Origin of the sequence: Microbispora sp. GKU 823 (genome assembly GCF_002027145.1) — a bacterium.
GTDB lineage: Bacteria > Actinomycetota > Actinomycetes > Streptosporangiales > Streptosporangiaceae > Microbispora > Microbispora siamensis.
The window spans coordinates 13227-31008 of record NZ_MWJN01000108.1 but is presented as its reverse complement, the minus strand read 5'-3'; the positions used below and the strand labels follow the sequence as shown (position 1 = coordinate 31008).

Genomic DNA, 17782 nt, shown 5'->3' with positions numbered 1-17782 from the left:
GCGTGTGGGACATGGAGCACGCGCCTGACCTGCCCACGGGACCGCAGGACCAGGGCTACGGCCCGAAGCCGCGCACGGCAGCGGGAACGACATCCGGGCGTAGGCCATGAGGTCCGCGAGCGACCGCTGCTGGGCGCGGAAGGTCTCCTCGTCCACCCCGCCCCGGGCCGCGCGGGCGTGCAGCAGCCCGAGCTCGGTGGAGGCGACCTGATAGTCGATCATCGCCCGTGCCCCGGCCCTGCCGCCGTGGGCCTTGGCCCACGCCCTGGCCTGCCGCCGCCGGCGCAGGGACGACAGCATGAAGATGTCGGCCTGGTTGATCAGCCCGTTGCGCTCGTACGGCGGCAGGTAGTGCTGGATCAGGCCGACGATCCGCCGTCTGTCCCGGAAGATCACGATGATCTCGACGATGAGCAGGATCATCAGCAGCAGGTAGGCGATGGCGAGCCCGCCGAGGCCGCCGAAGGAGGCGAAGCCGTTCCAGAGGCCGTGCAGCAGCATGGCGCCGATCCACCCGATGACGATGACGACGACCCCCACCGCGCCCCCGCGCTGGGCGGCGTACGCCACCGCGATGCCGATCAGGGAGGTGAACAGCGGATGGGCGAACGGCGACAGCACGGCCCGCAGCACGAGCGTGGCGGCCAGCCCCTGCGCCCCGTTCTCCTCCAGGGCGGCCAGGTAGTAGCTGACGTTCTCCGACATGGCGAAGCCGAGCCCGACCATGCTGGCGTAAATGATCCCGTCGGTGGGCCCGTCCAGCTCCTGCCGCCGGAACCACAGCAACCCGAGCAGGACCAGCCCCTTGGCCGTCTCCTCCACGGGCGGGCGCCGAACGTCGCGACGAGATTGCGCGCGCTGGTCGTGTCCCCGAGCTGATGGGCCACGTAGACGAGGTTGAGCGAGTTGAGCACACCGGCGAGCAGGACGGCGATGCCGGCGCCCCAGGCGAACGCGAAGATCAGGTTGCTGCGTGGCTCCGGCTCCATCCGGTCCAAAGCGAGCACGCCCGCGAGCAGCAGCGGCACGGGGGCCACGGCGAGCCCGAGCGCGATGAAGAACTGGACCGGCTCGCCGTTGATGATGTCGAAGGAGAACGACACGAGGGCGCAGATTCCGGCGACGACCAGACCCACGATGAGGCCGATGGACGGACGCTCCCTGAGAACGGCGCGGGGGTCGAGGCCTGCCACTGTGCGACTGTAACCGACCACGCCCGCCGAGGTCCTCCTCCGGCCCCAAAAGATCCCCACGCATTCCGTGCCGGGGCAAGTATCTCGCAGGCCGGGGCGTGCCGTCCGTCCCGAGCACGTCCCGGTTGCGGGCACAATGGGCGATCATGGATGTCGCACCACGTGGCGGGCTCGGACGACGCGGTTTCCTCCGTGTCGCGTGCGCCGCCGCCGTCGGCTCGGTCGCCGCATGCGCGCCCGGGTCCCGGGAAGCCTCCGCTCCCGCCTCCCCCGCGCCCTCTCCCGCCCCCACGGCGGCCGGGAAGCCGGTGCCGGAACGGCTGCAGCCGGGCGACCCCGACTGGCGGGTGCGCAGGCGCGGCCCCGACGAGGCGATCGAGGGCTACAGCGACCGCGCGAGCGTGCTGCCCGGGGAGACGTTCGGGCTGCACGTCTCCACCACCGAGGGCCGCTATCGGGTCACGGCCTACCGGATGGGCTGGTACGGCGGGACACTCGCCCGCCGGGTGTGGCGTTCCGGGTGGATGAGGGGACGCGACCAGGGCCGCGGACGGCTCGTCGGCGACACCCGCACCATACGGGCCGGGTGGCGGCGCTCCCTGAGCGTTTCCACCGAAGGCTGGCCCGAGGGGGCGTACCTGCTGCGCCTGGACACCGAGCGCGGCCACCAGCGCTACGTGCCGATGGTCGTGCGCTCGGCCTCCGGAGCCGGCCGCACGGTCCTGGTCCACGCCACCCCCACCTGGCAGGCGTACAACCGGTGGGGCGGCTACAGCCTCTACTACGGCGAGGACGGCCGCTACGAGAGCCGCTCGCTCGCGGTCAGCTTCGACCGGCCCTACGACCGCACCGGGATGGAGAAGTTCCTCATCCACGAGCGGCCGGTGGTGGCGCTGGCCGAACGGCTCGGCCTGCCCCTGGCGTACACGACGGGCGGCGATCTGGAGGCCGGCGACGACGTGCTCAGCGGCGCCGCCGCGGTGATCTTCCTGGGGCACGACGAGTACTGGACGCCCGGCGTGCGCCGCACGGTGACCGAGGCCCGCGACGCGGGCGCCAACCTGGCCTTCCTGGGCGCCAACACCTGCTACCGCCGCGTCCGGATGGAGGAGGACGGCAGGCTGGTGGTCTGCTACAAGACCGCGGTGGACCAGGATCCGCTGGTCCGCACGCGCCCGTCACTGGCGACGACCGACTTCAGGGCGGCGCCGAAGGCCGATCCCGAGTCGTCGCTCATCGGGGTGTACTACGACGGCTATCCGGTGGACGCGCCGTTCGTGGTGCACGATCCCGGCCACTGGATCTTCGCGGACACCGGCGTGCGCCGCGGCGACGCGTTCCCGCACCTGGTGGGCGTGGAATACGACCGGGTGAACACGGACGTGCCGACGCCCAGGCCGCTGCAGATCCTCGCCCACTCGCCGGTGACCTGCGTGGGGCGGCCCAGCTTCGCCGACGCGGCCTACTACACGGTCCCGAGCGGGGCCGGGGTGTTCGCCTCGGGGACCATGCGGTGGGCCGAGACGCTCATGGCGGGCACCCGCGACCTGCCGCGGGCCCACGGGATCGACGCCCGTACGCGGGCCTTCGTCACCAGGGCGACGACCAACGTGCTGAAGGGCTTCGCCGAGGGCCCCGCCGCCGAGCGCCTCCCCACGCCCGACGACAACGTCCGCCGCACCTACCGCCGCTGACGCTCACGGCATCGCCAGGGAGCGGCTGCGGGCCGGGCTCCGCCCATTTCCAGGCGGCGGGAGCCCCCGTCTCTCCGGCAGGCCTCCTAGGTCGACCCGTTCGCCGGGATCGCGCCGGGTTGCGCTGTGGCGACCTCGACGTGCTGGTCTGCCGGGCTGCCGATCGAGGAATCCGACCTGATCGCAGACCTCGGTCCCGTTGACGAGTAGATCGACCGGTCGATATAAAGCTATAGACCGAACGTTCTATCCCTTCCAAGGAGCCGAAGTGCCGCAACGAACCACGGCCGAGGTCATCGACCGCTTCAACCACGCGTTCGTCCGCCACGACCCCGAGATCCTCGACGACCTGATCGCCGAGGACTGCGTGATGGAGGCGATCCAGCCGGCTCCGGACGGGGAGCGCGTCGAGGGACGCCAGGCGTGCCTGACGTTCTGGCGGGCGCTCGCCGGCGACCGCACCACCCAGTTCGGGCCCGAAGAGGTCTGGGTCGACGGCGACCGCGCGACGATTCTGTGGCGCTACCGGTTCGGCGACGGCCCCGAGGACTCGGTGCGCGGGGTGAACCTCATGCGGGTCCGTGACGGGAGAATCGTCGCGGCCCTCGGCTACAGCAAGACCGGCGCCCCCGTCCCGCTCGCCACCGACTCCGAGGCCCGGGCCTGATCATGCGCGGCCACCACCTCGACAGCGGCGCCGGGCTCGCGGGCCTGACGATCAGAGACCACCCCGACCCGGTCCCCGGCGCCGGTCAGGTCGTCGTCGCCGTACGCGCGGCGTCTCTGAGCTTCCAGGAACTGATGATCGCCCGCGGCGACGCAGGCTCACGACGCCTACCGCCACTGCGCCTCGGGTAAGGCGATCGGCAAGGTCGTCATCACCATCTGACCGGAACAAAGGACGAGGTCCCGTCCGAACTCCTCTCGGACGGGACCTCGTGGGTGAATCAGACGAACAGGGAGTCGAGCGCGACGGCGAGGAACAGCAGCGCCAGGTAGATGTTCGACCAGTGGAAGAACCGCATCGGGCGCAGGTCGACGCCGGTCTTGCCGGCGTTCACCCGGCCGAGCAGGCGGTAGACCTCCACCAGGCAGACCGCGCCGAGCACGAGCGCGGCGGCCGGATAGAGCAGGGAGGTGCCGGCGACCGGCCACAGCAGCAGCGAGCACAGCACGGTGGCCCAGGTGTAGGCGACGACCTGCTGGACGACCCGGCGCTCGGTGGTGACGACCGGGAGCATGGGCACGTCGGCCGCCGCGTAGTCCTCGCGGTAGCGCATGGCGAGCGTCCAGGTGTGCGGCGGCGTCCAGAAGAACACGACGCCGAACAGCACGACCGGGGCCCACGACAGCCCTCCGGTGATGCCGGCCCAGCCGATCAGCACCGGCATGCAGCCGGCGATGCCGCCCCACACGATGTTCTGTGACGTACGCCGCTTGAGCACCAGCGAGTACACGAAGACGTAGAAGAGGATCGCGCCCAGCGCCAGCGCCGCGGCCAGTACGTTGACCGCGAGGGCGAGGCCGAGCGTGGAAAGAGTGCCGAGAATCACACCGAATATCAGCGCGCCCGCCGGCGACACGTCGTGCTTGGCGAGCGGCCGTCTGCGGGTGCGCCGCATCGTCCGGTCGATGTCCCGGTCGATGTAGCAGTTCAGGACGTTCGCGCTGCCCGCCGACAGGGTGCCGAACACCATGGTGGCGGCCGCGGTCCACAGGTCGGGCAGGCCATGCGCCGCGAGGAACATGACCGGCAGGGTCGTGATCAGCAGCAGCTCGATGATCCGGGGCTTGGTGAGCGCCACGTAGGCCTTCACGAGCGCCCCGATGGAGCGGGGAGCCGTGGCCGTCGCGGTGGACCCGAGGGGGGCCGCCGTCTGCTTGTTCGTCAGGACCGTCAAGGCGCTTCCAACACGTGCGGGGTCAACGCGTAACCTCTGATTAGGGCGGATCTCCGGGCAGCCTGTCTCCGGGCAGCAGCCGGCACTTGCGAAATCACTGTAGTCGCCACCGCAGGTGGTCCCCGAACCGGGGCCGAAGCCGCAGGCGCCGTTACCGAGGTGGCTACCAAACGGTATTACGAGGAACCCGTTAGGGTCCCCTGTGGGCGGGAAATGCCAGAACCGGCGCGAAAACAAGAGGGGATCGAGCAGTTGAGCAGCGCAAGCCTTGAGTGGAGTGACCTTGACCGGCAGGCGGTCGACGTCGTGCGGGCCCTGGCGATGGACGCCGTGGAGAAGGCGGGATCGGGTCACCCCGGCACCGCGATGAGCCTCGCGCCCGCCGCCTACCTTCTCTTCCAGCGGGTCCTGCGTCATGACCCCTCGGATCCCAAGTGGGCGGGACGCGACAGGTTCGTCCTCTCCTGCGGGCATTCGAGCCTGACGCTCTACATTCAGCTCTACCTGTCCGGCTACGGCCTGACCCTGGACGACCTCAAGGCGCTCCGGCAGTGGGGCAGCCTCACCCCGGGCCACCCCGAGTACGGCCACACGGCCGGTGTGGAGACCACGACCGGCCCGCTCGGCCAGGGCATCGGCAACGCCGTCGGCATGGCCATGGCGGCCCGCCGCGAGCGCGGCCTGTTCGACCCGGACGCCGCGCCCGGCACCTCGCCGTTCGACCACATGATCTGGTGCTTCGCCTCGGAGGGTGACCTCGAGGAGGGCATCAGCCACGAGGTCAGCGCCCTCGCCGGCCACCAGAAGCTCGGCAACCTCGCCGTGGTCTTCGACTCCAACCACATCTCCATCGAGGACGACACCCAGATCGCCCTGTCCGAGGACATCGCCAAGCGCTACGAGGCGTACGGCTGGCACGTCCTGGAGGTCGACTGGACCGCCACCGGCGAGTACAAGGAGGACGTCCAGGCGCTGTACGACGCGCTGGAGGCGGCCCGCGCCGAGACCGAGCGGCCGACGTTCATCAAGCTCCGCACGATCATCGGCTGGCCGGCGCCGAACAAGCAGAACACCGGCAAGATCCACGGCTCGGCCCTGGGCGCCGAGGAGGTCGCCGCGACCAAGCGCGTCCTCGGCATGGACCCCGACAAGAGCTTCGTGGTGCCCGCCGAGGTGCTGGACCACGCGCGTGAGGTGGTCGCGCGCGGCCGGGCCCTGCGCGCCGAGTGGGACAAGGGCTACCAGAGCTGGCGCGAGGCCAACCCCGAGCGGGCGGAGCTGTTCGACCGCATCTCCAAGCGCAAGCTGCCGGAGGGCTGGGACAAGGCGCTGCCGTCGTTCGAGATCGGCTCGCAGGTCGCCACCCGCAAGGCGTCCGGCGAGGTGCTGAGCGCGCTCGCGCCGGTGCTGCCGGAGCTGTGGGGCGGCTCGGCCGACCTCGCGGAGTCCAACAACACCACGATGAAGGGCGAGCCGTCCTTCATCCCGGACGAGTACCAGACCAAGGAGTTCCCCGGCAACCGGTACGGCCGGACGCTGCACTTCGGCATCCGCGAGCACGGCATGGGCGCGATCCTCAACGGCATCGCGCTGCACAACGGCACCCGCCCGTACGGCGGCACGTTCCTGGTGTTCAGCGACTACATGCGGCCGTCGGTGCGGCTCGCCGCGCTGATGAAGCTGCCGGTGACCTACGTCTGGACGCACGACTCGATCGGCCTCGGCGAGGACGGCCCGACCCACCAGCCGATCGAGCACCTGTGGGCGCTGCGCGCGATCCCCGGCCTGGACGTCGTCCGCCCGGCCGACGCCAACGAGACGGCGGCCGCGTGGAAGGCCGTCCTGGAGCACAACGACCGCCCGGCGGGCCTCGCCCTGACCCGGCAGAACGTCCCCACCCTGGACGGCACGGGCGACCCGGACGCCGTCGCGCGGGGCGGCTACGTCCTGCAGGACGCGTCCAACGGCCAGCCCGAGGTAGTGATCATCGGCACCGGCAGCGAGGTCCAGCTCGCCGTCGAGGCCCGCACGATCCTGGAGTCGCAGGGCATCCCGACCCGCGTGGTCTCGATGCCGTGCGTGGAGTGGTTCCGGGAGCAGGACGCCGCCTACAAGCAGACCGTGCTGCCCCCCGCCGTAAAGGCCCGGGTCGCGGTCGAGGCGGGAATCACGCTGGGCTGGCGCGAGTTCGTGGGAGATGCGGGCGAGGTCCTGGGTCTCGAGCACTTCGGCGCCTCCGCGCCGTACAAGACGATCTACGAGCAGTTCGGCCTCACCGCCGACCGCGTCGTCGCCGCCGCCAAGGCCAGCCTGGCCAAGACGGGCGCCGACAAGGGCGAGACGACCGGAAACTGAGGGACGAAGGATGAATGAGAATCTGAAGCGGCTGACGGACGCCGGAGTCTCCATCTGGCTCGACGACATCAGCCGGGAGCGGCTGCGCTCCGGCAACCTCGCCGCCCTGATCCGCGACAAGAACGTGACGGGGGTCACCTCCAACCCCACGATCTTCGCTTCCGCGCTGAGCAAGGGCGACGCCTACGACGCGCAACTGCGCGACCTCGCCACCCGCGGCGTGACGGTCGAGGAGGCCGTACGCGCGATCACGACGTTCGACATCCGCTGGGCGGCCGACGTGCTGCGGCCGGTCTTCGACGCCACCCGTGGCGTCGACGGGCGCGTGTCGATCGAGGTGGACCCGCGCCTGGCCCGCAAGACCGAGGCGACGATCGCCGAGGCCCGCGCGCTGTGGTGGCTGGTCGACCGGCCCAACGTGCACATCAAGATCCCGGCGACCGTCGAGGGCCTGCCGGCGATCACCCAGGCCATCTCCGAGGGCATCAGCGTCAACGTCACGCTGATCTTTTCGCTGGAGCGGTACCGCCAGGTGATGGACGCCTGGCTGAGCGGCCTGGAGAAGGCGAAGGCCAACGGCCTCAACCTGGCCACGATCGAGTCGGTCGCGTCGTTCTTCGTCAGCCGCGTGGACACCGAGATCGACAAGCGCCTCGACAAGATCGGCACGCCGGAGGCCGCCGAGCTGAAGGGCAAGGCCGCCGTGGCCAACGCCCGCCTGGCGTACGCCGCGTACGAGGAGGTCATGAACTCGCCGCGCTGGCAGGCGCTGCGGGCGGCCGGCGCGCACCCGCAGCGCCCGCTGTGGGCCTCCACCGGCGTGAAGAACCCCGACTACCCCGACACGCTGTACGTGGAGCAGCTGGTCACGGCCGGGGTCGTCAACACCATGCCGGAGAAGACGCTGGACTCCTCGGCCGACCACGGCCGGATCTCGGGCGACACGATCCGCCCCTTCTACCAGCAGGCGTGGGACGTCATGGCCTCGCTCAAGCAGGCCGGCATCGACTACGACGACGTCGTCCGCGCGCTGGAGGAGGAGGGCGTCGAGAAGTTCGAGACGTCCTGGAGCGAGCTTCTCGAAACCGTCGACGGCGAGCTGCGGAAGGCCTGAGCTGCATATGACAATCGAGGTGACCCTCGGCGACGAGGCGGACGCCGTCAAGGCGGTCAAGGACAAGCTCGTGGCCGAGGGGGTGCCCGCGGCCCTCGCCGCGGGCGACTCCACCCTGTGGGGCCCGCAGGCGCAGTCCGAGGCCGCGATCCGGCTGGGCTGGCTGGGCCTGCCCGGCACGAGCCGGGAACTGCTGCCGGAGATCGCCAAGCTGGTGGAGCGGGCCCGCGCCGAGGGCCTTGACCACGTGGTGCTCGCCGGCATGGGCGGCTCCTCCCTCGCTCCCGAGGTGATCTGCGCCACCGAGGACGTGCCGCTGACCGTCCTCGACACGACCGACCCGCACCAGGTGCGGCGCGCGCTCGCCGACCGGCTCGACCGCACGATCGTGGTGGTGGCGAGCAAGAGCGGCGGCACGATCGAGACCGACAGCCACCGGCGCGTCTACGAGCAGGCGTTCCGCGACGCGGGGATCGACCCGGCCGAGCGGATCGTGGTCGTCACCGACCCCGGCTCCCCGCTGGAGCGGACGGCGATCGAGGCCGGATACCCGGTCGTGCTCGCCGACCCGAACGTGGGCGGCCGCTACAGCGCGCTCACCGCGTTCGGCCTGGTCCCGAGCGCCCTGGCGGGCGCCGACGTGGCCAGGCTGCTCGACGACGCCGCCGCGGTGGCGCCGCTGCTCGCTCAGGACGAGGGCAACCCGGGCCTGGAGCTCGGCGCGCTGCTCGGCGCGCGGGCGCTGCACGGGCGCGACAAGCTGATCCTGCGCGACGCGCCGTCCGACATCACGGGCCTGCCCGACTGGATCGAGCAGCTCATCGCCGAGTCGACCGGCAAGGAGGGCAAGGGGATCCTGCCCGTCGTCGGCGCCGAGGCCGCCGAGGCCGACGACCAGTTCCTCGTCACCATCGGGCCCGACAGCGGCACGACCGTCGACGGCCCGCTCGGCGCGCAGTTCCTCGTCTGGGAGTACGCCACGGCCGTCGCCGGCCGGGTGCTCGGGATCAACCCGTTCGACCAGCCGAACGTCGCCGAGTCGAAGGAGAACACCACCCGGATCCTGCAGGAGGCCGGGGACGGCCCGCTGCCGACCGGCACCCCGGTGCTCACCGACGGCCCGGTCGAGGTGTACGGCGACCTGCCCGGCGACCTGAAGAACCTGGCCGACGTCCTCACCTGGCTGCTGCGCGCCATTCCGGAGCGCGGCTACCTGGCGATCATGGCGTACCTCGACCGCGAGGCCGCGTTCGACGCGGCGGTCGTCGGCGAGGCGTCCTTCGAGGAGATGACCGAGACCTGGGCGAGCGCCGACGTCGCCACGCTGCGGGCGCTGCTCGACTACCGCACCGACCACGCGGTCACGTTCGGCTGGGGCCCGCGCTTCCTGCACTCCACCGGGCAGTACCACAAGGGCGGGCCGGCGTCGGGGGTGTTCCTGCAGATCACCGGGGCGGTGACCGACGACGTCGACGTCCCCGGCAAGCCTTACACGCTGGGCAGGCTGCAGCTCGCGCAGGCGCTGGGCGACCTGGGAGCCCTGACCTCCCGCGGCAGGCCGGCCGTGCGCCTGCACCTCACCGACCGCGTCGCCGGGGTCAGGCACCTGCTCTCCGTGGCGGAGGAGCTCTGACCATGCGATGCGTTACTGGCGAAGGGCCCGTCCGCAGGGAGGACACATGACGGAGCAACAGGAGCCGCAGGCCCCCGCCGACGACGCCCGGCAGGCGCCGGAGGCGCGCGGCGCCGTGCAGCAGGCGGGGGACGAGCTGACGAGCGCCGAGCAGGCGGTGCTGGCCGCCGCTCAGGCCGCCACGACCGCGACCACCGAGCTGACCATGGCCGCCAACCCGCTGCGCGACCCGCGCGACCGGCGCCTGCCCCGGGTCGCCGGGCCCTGCGTGCTCGTGCTGTTCGGCGTCACGGGTGACCTCGCCAAGCGCAAGCTGCTGCCGGCGATCTACGACCTGGGGAACCGGGGGCTGCTGCCCCCGGGCTTCTCCCTGGTCGGCTTCGCCCGCCGCGACTGGGCGCACGAGGACTTCGCCCAGGTCACGTACGAAGCGGTCAAGGAGCACGCGCGGACGCCGTTCCGCGAGGAGGTCTGGAAGCAGCTCAGCGAGGGCATCCACTTCTGCCCGGGCGAGTTCAACGACGACGGCGCCTTCGACGTGCTCGCCATGATGCTCAAGGAGATCGACGAGACCCGGGGCACCGGCGGCAACTACGCGTTCTACCTGTCGGTGCCGCCGAAGTTCTTCCCGGTCGTGATCGAGCAGCTCAAGCGGACGAACCTGGCCAAGGCGCCCGAGGGCGCCTGGCGCCGGGTCGTCATCGAGAAGCCGTTCGGGCACGACCTGAAGAGCGCCAGGGAGCTCAACGAGATCACCAGCGCGGTGTTCCCGGAGAGCTCGGTCTTCCGGATCGACCACTACCTCGGCAAGGAGACCGTCCAGAACATCCTGGCGCTCCGCTTCGCCAACACGCTGTACGAGCCGATCTGGAACCGGGGCTACGTCGACCACGTCCAGATCACGATGGCCGAGGACATCGGCATCGGCGGCCGGGCCGGCTACTACGACGGCATCGGCGCGGCCCGTGACGTGATCCAGAACCACCTGCTCCAGCTCCTCGCGCTGGTCGCGATGGAGGACCCCACCTCCTTCGACGCCGACGCGCTGCGCCGGGAGAAGGAGAAGGTGCTGCGCGCCGTCAAGCTGCCCGCCGACCTGGCCACCGGCACCGCCCGTGGTCAGTACGTCAGGGGCTGGCAGGGCGGCGAGCCCGTCGTCGGCTACCTGGAGGAGCAGGGCATCTCCCCCGACTCCACCACAGAGACGTACGCCGCGGTGAAGCTGGAGGTGGCCAACCGCCGGTGGGCCGGGGTGCCGTTCTACCTGCGTACGGGCAAGCGGCTCAGCCGCCGGATGACCGAGGTGGCCGTCGTCTTCCAGCGGGCGCCGCACCTGCCGTTCAGCAAGGACGACACCGAGATCCTCGGGCACAACGCGCTGGTCATCCGCGTCCAGCCGGACGAGGGCATCACCGTGCGCTTCGGCTCCAAGGTGCCGGGCACGGCCATGGAGGTCAGGGACGTCAACATGGACTTCGCCTACGGCGAGTCGTTCATGGAGTCCTCCCCCGAGGCGTACGAGCGGCTGCTGCTCGACGTGCTCATCGGCGACCCGCCGCTGTTCCCGCACCAGCGGGAGGTGGAGCTGTCGTGGAACATCCTCGACCCGATCGAGGAGTTCTGGGCCTCCCACGGCAAGCCCGAGGGGTACGCGTCCGGTTCCTGGGGCCCCGCCTCGGCCGACGCGATGCTGGCCAGGGACGGACGCGCCTGGAGGCGGCTGTGAGCATGGCTGTCAGCGAGGCGCGTCCGGGGTGGAGCGAGCGGAGAGCGGTGTGACGACCTTCAACCTGACCGAGACGACCGCGTCGAAGATCTCTTCGACGCTCACCCGGCTGCGGCACCAGATGGGCGCGCCCGCCGTCGGCATGGTGCTGACCCTCGTCGTGGTGGTGGACGAGGCGGGGCAGTACGACGCCCTGCGCGCGGCCACCGAGGCGGCGCGCGAGCACCCCTCGCGCATCCTCATGGTGATCATCCGCGACCCGGCCGAGCCCAACCGGCTGGACGCGGAGATCCGCGTGGGCGAGTCGGCGCCGGGCGAGGTCGTGCTGCTGCGCCTGTACGGCGAGCTGACCGAGCACGCCGACTCGGTGATCACGCCGCTGCTGCTCACCGACACGCCGGTGGTGGTGTGGTGGCCGGGCGAGTGCCCGGAGATCCCCGCCAAGCACCCGATCGGGCACCTGGGCAGCCGCCGGATCATGGACGCCAGGTCGGCCGCGGACGCGGTCGCCGCCATCTCCTCGCGGGCCGGCAGCTACGTCCCCGGCGACACCGACCTGGCCTGGACCCGGCTCACGCCGTGGCGCAGCCTGCTGGCCGCCGCCTTCGACCAGCCCATGGGGAAGATCACCGGGGGCGTGGTGGAGGCCGCGGCGGGCAACCCCAGCGCGCCGCTGCTCGCCGCCTGGCTGTGCGACCGGCTGGAGGCGCCGATCGAGGTCGTCGGCTCCGGTGGCCCCGGCCTGACGGGCGTGCGGCTGTCGATCGAGGGTGGCGGAGAGCTGACGGTGAGCAGGAGCGACGCCAGGCTCGCCACGCTGTCGCGGCCCGGCAACCCCGACCGGCGGGTCGCCCTGGCCCGCAGGCCGACCTCGGAGCTGCTGGCCGAGGAGCTGCGCAGGCTCGACCCGGACGACATCTACGCCGCCTCGATCCGCCGCCTGGCGGAGATGAAGGGGCGGGGACGGACGTGACCGGCGTTCCCACCGTCATCGTCCACCGCGACGCCGAACTGCTGGCCCAGGCCGTGGCCGCCCGCCTCATCACGCGGCTGGTGGACACGCAGGCGGCCCGCGGTTCCGCGCACCTGGTGCTGACCGGCGGCACCGTGGGCATCGCGACGCTCGCCGCACTCGCGGGGACGGCGGCGCACGACGCCATCGACTGGCGGGCGCTCGACATCTGGTGGGGTGACGAGCGGTTCCTGCCGACCGGCCATCCCGAACGCAACGAGACCGGGGCACGCCAGGCCCTGCTCGACCACGTAGACGTGGACCCGGCGCGGGTGCATCCGATGCCCGGCCCCGACTCGGGGATGACCGCCGAGGAGGCCGCCGACGCGTACGCGGTGGAGCTGGCCAAGGCGGCCAGGCCGGAGGACCACGGGCCGGTGCCCTCGTTCGACGTGCTGCTGCTCGGCATGGGCCCCGACGGCCACGTGGCCTCGCTGTTCCCGGGCCAGCCGGCCGTCTACGAGGAGGACCGGCCGGTCGTGTCCGTGCACGGCTCCCCCAAGCCGCCGCCGACCCGGGTCTCGCTGACGTTCCCCGCGCTGCGGGCCGCCAGGGAGGTCTGGGTCGTCGCGGCGGGCGAGGAGAAGGCGCAGGCCGTCAGGATGGCGCTGTCCGACGCCGGACCGTTCCAGGTGCCGGCCGCCGGGGCGCGCGGGCGGCAGCGCACACTGTTCCTGCTCGACCGCGCCGCCGCGCACAAGATCCCACCGTCGCTGGGGCGGATCGCCTCCCCCTGACGGAGATCACATCGGAACGGCCGGGCCGGGGCACACCGCCCCCGCCCGGCGTTCCGGTATGAGAAGTCACCAAGGTGAGGCAGCACCGCCCACTGTGAGACGTCACTGCGCCGGGCGGAAGCTCCGGTCCTCGCGAAGCCCGCTCCGCTCCTTCCCTGCCGCGCCGTCATTCGTGGGCGGATCGGGCCTCTTCGAGGGCGGCACGGGCCTGGTCGGCGCGCTGGCGCGCGGACCGGGCGGCGCGTTCGGCGTTCGTCTCCTCGCGGCGGGCGACCTCCAGCCGGTGTTCGGCCGCGTTCAGCCTGTCCTTGGCCTTGGCCAGCTTGGCCGTGAGCGTCTCGACCTTGGCCGCGCGCCGCTCGTGCTCGCGTACGGCCTCGGCCCGCTCGGCCTCCCAGTCGGCGCGGCCCCGCTCCGCCTCGCGCGCGGCCTGCTCGGCCTCGGCGAGGGCGTCTTCCAGCTCCTTGATCCGGCGCTCCCGCTCCGCTTTGCGCCGTTCCCGCTCTGCCTCGTCGCGTTCGGCCTTCGGCGCGGGCTGCTTGCGCGCCGCCGGTTCGGGTGCGGGCCGTACGACGGGTGCGGGCCGTACGACGGGTGCGGGCGTGAAGCCGCTGTAGCTCAGGGGGCGGGTCAGCCGGCCCAGGCGCACCTGTTCGGCCGCGTCCTCGTCCACCACGGCGGCGTCGAGGGTCTGCTCGATCTCCAGGTCGGCCGTGGAGCCCAGCGGATGCCCGGCCGCCTCCGCCTCCTCACGTACGGACCGGACGAGACGGGCGATGAGCGGGGTCCGTTCGCGGCCCGCCTCGGCCAGGGCGTCGGCGTCCTGGGTTCGCCACGCGTCCCGCAGCCGACGGCCGAGGTCGAGCAGCCGGCCGAGCTCCTGGCCCCGTTCCCGGGCCGTCCGGTTGACGGCCCAGGCCACGACCGTGGGCTTGCGCAGCGTCTTGATCCGCTTGGCCAGCGCGGCGTCGCCGCCCGCCTTCGCCTCCTTGGCCAGCGCGTCGCGGGCCGAGGTGAACTCCTCGGGCACCATGCCGTAGAGCCGGTCGGCCGCCTCGTCGAAGTCCACAGACCACCTGTACCTGAGTTCCCCGTGGTGGTCCACCATGGTAGGTACTCTCCGCGTGGAGTTCTTCTGTTATCACCGCGATCGGCCCGGCTCGGGGGCGCTGCGCGACGAACTGCTGGAAGAGCACTGGTCCTACATGGACCGGTACGACGCGGAGATGATCGCCCGCGGCCCGACCTTCGACCGCGTCACCGACATCGCCACCGGCAGCGTGCACATCGTCGACTTACCGGATCTCGCGACGGCGCGTGCGTTCGCCTTCGACGAGCCCAACTACCAGGCCGGTGTGTACCGGGACGTGATGGTACGGCGATGGCGCAACGTGCTGGGGCGCACCATGTGGGACTTCCCCGGCGGCAGGGACGGCGGCAACCGATATCTGGTGCTGGGCCTGGGCTCCGGGGAGGCCGCCGACCTCGTCCCGCCGCCGGACCGGGACGAGCTGATCGCGTACGGGCCGCTGCTGTCCGACGACGGCGCCGCCTGGCTGGGTACGGCGGTGCTGGTCCGGGCGCCGGACCCGGACGCGGCACGCGCCGTCCTGACCAGGGACCGGTACGCCGACATCGAGGTGCACGACTGGGAGTTCGGCGGGCGGCGGTGAGAACCGCGGCGACCCGTCCTGGTCCGGCGCCCTGAGCTACGCCGGACCAGGAGGATCACCCGTGAGGGCGTCAGCTCGGGGAAGCCGTCGCCATCACGCCCACGGCGATCCGCGCCTCCATCACACCGGGATCCTCGGTGTGGGTGAGCGTCGCGCCGAGGGAGCCGAGCAGCCTGCGCATGCGCGTGTTGTCGTACAGGAGGGTCGCCCGCACCTCGGCGAAGCCGAGGTCCCTCGCCTGGGCGAGGAGCATCCGGGCCAGCCGGCCGCCGAGCCCCCGGCCCTGCCAGCGGTCCTCCACGAGGAAGGCGATCTCCGCGATGCCGGGGTCCGCGGTGAACATCAGCGACGCGAGCGCGACGACCTGGCCGTCGTGGCCCGCGACGAGCGACTGGCCGCGGGCCCGGTCGCACAGCCGGTCGAACGTGCGCGGCGGCAGGGTGGGGTTGGCGGTGAAGTAGCGGAACCTGCGCGTCTCGGGTGAGCAGCGCTCGTGCAGGTCGCGCAGCGCCTCGCGGTAGAGCGAGGTCAGCGGCTTGACCTGCACCTCCGCGCCGTCGGCGAGCCGCACCGGCCCCTCGGCCGCGGACGGTTCCGCCGGCGGCTGCGCCAGCCTCACCATCGCGGCGGCGCGGGCCGCCTCGGTCAGGGTGAACGGCAGCCCGGAGCGGCGCAGCCGGATCGACCGCCGCGGCGCCACGGGCACCACCAGCAGGGTCGGGTCGGGCAGCTCCGAAGCCTCCCCCTTCTCCCGCTCGCCGTCCTCGTTCGGCGCGCGTACGGCGGTCGCGCCGTACACCCAGCGAGCGTCGTCGGCGCGCAGCAGTTCGCCCAGGATCTCCGGCAGGCGCCACGGAGCCGAGCGCAGCCGGGCGGCGAGCAGCAGCGTACGCGTCGGCTCGTCGGTCAGTTCGTGCGCGGTGGCGGGCACGATCCGCACCCGCCTCCCGCCCGCGGCCTCCAGCGCCTCGCGTACGGCCTCGGGGGAGGCGGGGATGTCCGTGACGAACTCGTCGACCGTGCCGTCCGTGTCGGGCTGCACCGACAGGCCCAGGATGTTGCCGCCCTTGTCGGCCAGGGCGGTCGCCAGCGACGCCAGCCGCCCGGGCCGCTCGTCCACGGTCGTACGAATCCGGAAGAACCCCATCGGTATCCGCTCCCTCCGTTGCACCGGTCTTCAGAGTGCCGGAGCGTTGTTACACGTCTGCTACACAGCGGTGAGCCGATCGTTTCCTTCCGATGGAGCACGTTACGACTACGGTTATCCGCATGTGTCTCCACGGATCTCCACGACATCCGTCGCCGAATGGCGAGATGAGCACGGATATAGCAGGATGTGCACCATGACCGCTCCCCTGTCCCCCGGATTCGTCAACGGTGAGGTGTCCTTCTGGTACCGGTCTCTGGGGGTGCCCGCGCCCGGAGAGCCGCTCGGCGGCGACCTGCAGGCCGACGTGGCCGTGGTCGGCGCGGGCTACACGGGACTGTGGACCGCCTACTACCTGAAGAAGGCCGACCCGTCGCTGCGGGTCGTCGTGCTGGAGAAGGAGTTCGCGGGCTTCGGCGCCTCGGGACGCAACGGCGGCTGGCTGACCGGCGCGCTGGCCGGCTCGCCCGAGCGGTACGCCAAGACCCACGGCCCGGACGGGGCCCGGCGGCTGCAGCGCGCGATGTTCGAGGCCATCGACGAGGTCATCCGCGTCGCCCGCGAGGAGGGCATCGACGCGGACATCGTCAAGGGCGGCCTGCTCACCGTCGCCCGCGGCCCGGCGCAGGACCTGCGGCTGCGCGAGGAGCTGGCGGGCCAGCGCGCCTGGGGCTGGGACGCCGACGACGTCCGGCTGCTGACCACCGACGAGATGAACGACCGGCTGCGGGTTGCGGGAGCCACCGGGGCCACCTGGAGCCCGCACTGTGCCAGGATCCAGCCGGCCAAGCTCGTCCGCGGCCTGGCGCGGGCCGTACGGGACCTGGGCGTCGAGATCTACGAGCGGACCCCGGTCACCGAGATCGCTCAAGGCCGGGCGGTCACCCCGTACGGGACCGTCCGGGCGGACCACGTGCTGCGCTGCACCGAGGGGTTCACCGCCACCATCGCCGGTCACCACCGCGACTGGCTGCCGATGAACAGCTCCATGATCGTCACCGAGCCGCTGCCCGAGCAGGTCTGGGCGGAGATCGGCTGGCAGGGCCGCGAGCTGCTCGGCGACATGGCGCACTACTACATGTACGCCCAGCGGACGGCCGACGACCGCATCGCCTTCGGCGGGCGCGGCAGGCCCTACCTGTACGGGTCGAGGATCGACGAGCGGGGGCACACACACGCCTGGACCGTGGACGCGCTGTGGGAGCTGCTGGTCGCGTTCTTCCCCGCGGTCGCCGGGTCGCGGGTCGAGCACGCCTGGTCGGGCGTGCTCGGCGTGCCGCGCGACTGGTGCTCGGCCGTCCACCTGGACCCCGCGACCGGCCTCGGCTGGGCGGGCGGCTACACGGGCCACGGCGTGACCACCACCAACCTGGCCGGGCGCACGCTGTGCGACCTGGTGCTGCGCCGCGACTCCGACCTGACCCGGATGCCGTGGGTGGACCGGCGGGTGCGCGCCTGGGAGCCCGAACCGCTGCGCTGGCTCGGCGTCCACTCGATGTACCGTCTCTACCGCCTGGCCGACGCCCGCGAGAGCAGGGGCATGGCCAGGACGTCGGTACTGGCGAGGATCGCCGACAAGATCACCGGGCACTGAAAG

Annotated in this window: 15 protein-coding genes; 11 read left to right on the top strand and 4 right to left on the bottom strand. The window is 72.0% G+C overall.

Features of this window, described 5'->3' with window-relative positions:
- Positions 1-822 (bottom strand): PrsW family intramembrane metalloprotease (locus tag B1L11_RS36835; protein ID WP_256863209.1); only part of this gene is annotated, 822 nt, incomplete at its 3' end.
- A 517-nt stretch (positions 823-1339) separates the two neighbouring features.
- On the opposite strand from B1L11_RS36835, the gene B1L11_RS36830 reads away from it, so the two are divergent.
- The 3 genes from B1L11_RS36830 (at position 1340) to B1L11_RS36820 (ending at position 3745) form a co-directional block, all read left to right on the top strand.
- Positions 1340-2887 (top strand): N,N-dimethylformamidase beta subunit family domain-containing protein, encoded by a 1548-nt coding sequence (locus tag B1L11_RS36830; protein ID WP_143737805.1) that lies wholly within the window; start codon positions 1340-1342, stop codon positions 2885-2887.
- 268 nt (positions 2888-3155) lie between these two features.
- Positions 3156-3554 carry a nuclear transport factor 2 family protein gene (locus tag B1L11_RS36825; protein WP_079319898.1) on the top strand — a complete coding sequence of 133 codons (399 nt, stop codon included), beginning with the start codon at positions 3156-3158 and terminating at the stop codon, positions 3552-3554.
- 2 nt (positions 3555-3556) lie between these two features.
- Positions 3557-3745 carry a hypothetical protein gene (locus B1L11_RS36820; protein WP_079319897.1) on the top strand — a complete coding sequence of 63 codons (189 nt, stop codon included), beginning with the start codon at positions 3557-3559 and terminating at the stop codon, positions 3743-3745.
- Between the two features lie 89 nt (positions 3746-3834).
- Here the strand turns inward: B1L11_RS36820 and B1L11_RS36815 are convergent, their stop codons facing one another.
- Positions 3835-4788, bottom strand: coding sequence for a heme o synthase (locus B1L11_RS36815; RefSeq protein ID WP_079319896.1), 954 nt, complete (start codon positions 4786-4788; stop codon positions 3835-3837).
- A gap of 213 nt (positions 4789-5001) precedes the next feature.
- On the opposite strand from B1L11_RS36815, the gene tkt reads away from it, so the two are divergent.
- From tkt to pgl, 6 genes are all read left to right on the top strand, one after another.
- Entirely contained in the window at positions 5002-7143 is a 2142-nt protein-coding gene (tkt, locus tag B1L11_RS36810) for a transketolase (protein WP_079319895.1), read from the top strand.
- Between the two features lie 10 nt (positions 7144-7153).
- The gene (tal, locus tag B1L11_RS36805) at positions 7154-8257 is read left to right on the top strand and encodes a transaldolase (protein WP_079319894.1); all 1104 of its coding nucleotides are present in this window, start codon (positions 7154-7156) and stop codon (positions 8255-8257) included.
- A gap of 7 nt (positions 8258-8264) precedes the next feature.
- Positions 8265-9890: a glucose-6-phosphate isomerase gene (locus B1L11_RS36800; RefSeq protein ID WP_079319893.1), complete on the top strand. Its 1626-nt coding sequence runs from the start codon at positions 8265-8267 to the stop codon at positions 9888-9890.
- A gap of 205 nt (positions 9891-10095) precedes the next feature.
- Positions 10096-11616, top strand: coding sequence for a glucose-6-phosphate dehydrogenase (gene zwf, locus B1L11_RS36795; RefSeq protein WP_143737806.1), 1521 nt, complete (start codon positions 10096-10098; stop codon positions 11614-11616).
- 49 nt (positions 11617-11665) lie between these two features.
- Positions 11666-12589 (top strand): glucose-6-phosphate dehydrogenase assembly protein OpcA, encoded by a 924-nt coding sequence (locus B1L11_RS36790; RefSeq protein ID WP_079319891.1) that lies wholly within the window; start codon positions 11666-11668, stop codon positions 12587-12589.
- Positions 12586-13365, top strand: a complete 780-nt coding sequence (pgl, locus tag B1L11_RS36785; RefSeq protein ID WP_079319890.1) for a 6-phosphogluconolactonase — start codon at positions 12586-12588, stop codon at positions 13363-13365. The genes B1L11_RS36790 and pgl overlap by 4 nt, the downstream gene beginning before the upstream one ends.
- A gap of 166 nt (positions 13366-13531) precedes the next feature.
- On the opposite strand, the gene B1L11_RS36780 is transcribed toward pgl, so the two are convergent.
- A complete protein-coding gene (locus B1L11_RS36780; RefSeq protein WP_143737804.1) occupies positions 13532-14434 on the bottom strand; it encodes a hypothetical protein in 903 nt (300 codons plus the stop codon).
- A gap of 37 nt (positions 14435-14471) precedes the next feature.
- On the opposite strand from B1L11_RS36780, the gene B1L11_RS36775 reads away from it, so the two are divergent.
- A complete protein-coding gene (locus B1L11_RS36775) occupies positions 14472-15038 on the top strand; it encodes a YciI family protein (protein ID WP_239108857.1) in 567 nt (188 codons plus the stop codon).
- A 70-nt stretch (positions 15039-15108) separates the two neighbouring features.
- Here B1L11_RS36775 and B1L11_RS36770 read toward each other — a convergent pair whose 3' ends face one another.
- Complete coding sequence (locus tag B1L11_RS36770; RefSeq protein ID WP_079319887.1) at positions 15109-16185, bottom strand: GNAT family N-acetyltransferase; 1077 nt, start codon at positions 16183-16185, stop codon at positions 15109-15111.
- A 196-nt stretch (positions 16186-16381) separates the two neighbouring features.
- Here B1L11_RS36770 and B1L11_RS36765 point away from each other — a divergent pair, with 196 nt between their 5' ends.
- Complete coding sequence (locus B1L11_RS36765) at positions 16382-17779, top strand: FAD-binding oxidoreductase (RefSeq protein ID WP_079319886.1); 1398 nt, start codon at positions 16382-16384, stop codon at positions 17777-17779.
- The last annotated feature ends 3 nt before the right edge of the window (positions 17780-17782 follow it).

Excerpts from the sequence above, each read along its gene's own strand:
- tkt (WP_079319895.1), top strand. The coding sequence starts at position 5,002 with ATGCCAGAACCGGCGCGAAAACAAGAGGGGATCGAGCAGTTGAGCAGC.
- B1L11_RS36800 (WP_079319893.1), top strand. The coding sequence starts at position 8,265 with ATGACAATCGAGGTGACCCTCGGCGACGAGGCGGACGCCGTCAAGGCG.
- tal (WP_079319894.1), top strand. The coding sequence starts at position 7,154 with ATGAATGAGAATCTGAAGCGGCTGACGGACGCCGGAGTCTCCATCTGG.
- B1L11_RS36775 (WP_239108857.1), top strand. The coding sequence starts at position 14,472 with ATGGTAGGTACTCTCCGCGTGGAGTTCTTCTGTTATCACCGCGATCGG.
- zwf (WP_143737806.1), top strand. The coding sequence starts at position 10,096 with ATGGCCGCCAACCCGCTGCGCGACCCGCGCGACCGGCGCCTGCCCCGG.
- B1L11_RS36765 (WP_079319886.1), top strand. The coding sequence starts at position 16,382 with ATGACCGCTCCCCTGTCCCCCGGATTCGTCAACGGTGAGGTGTCCTTC.
- B1L11_RS36770 (WP_079319887.1), bottom strand. The coding sequence starts at position 16,185 with ATGGGGTTCTTCCGGATTCGTACGACCGTGGACGAGCGGCCCGGGCGG.
- B1L11_RS36830 (WP_143737805.1), top strand. The coding sequence starts at position 1,340 with ATGGATGTCGCACCACGTGGCGGGCTCGGACGACGCGGTTTCCTCCGT.
- B1L11_RS36820 (WP_079319897.1), top strand. The coding sequence starts at position 3,557 with ATGCGCGGCCACCACCTCGACAGCGGCGCCGGGCTCGCGGGCCTGACG.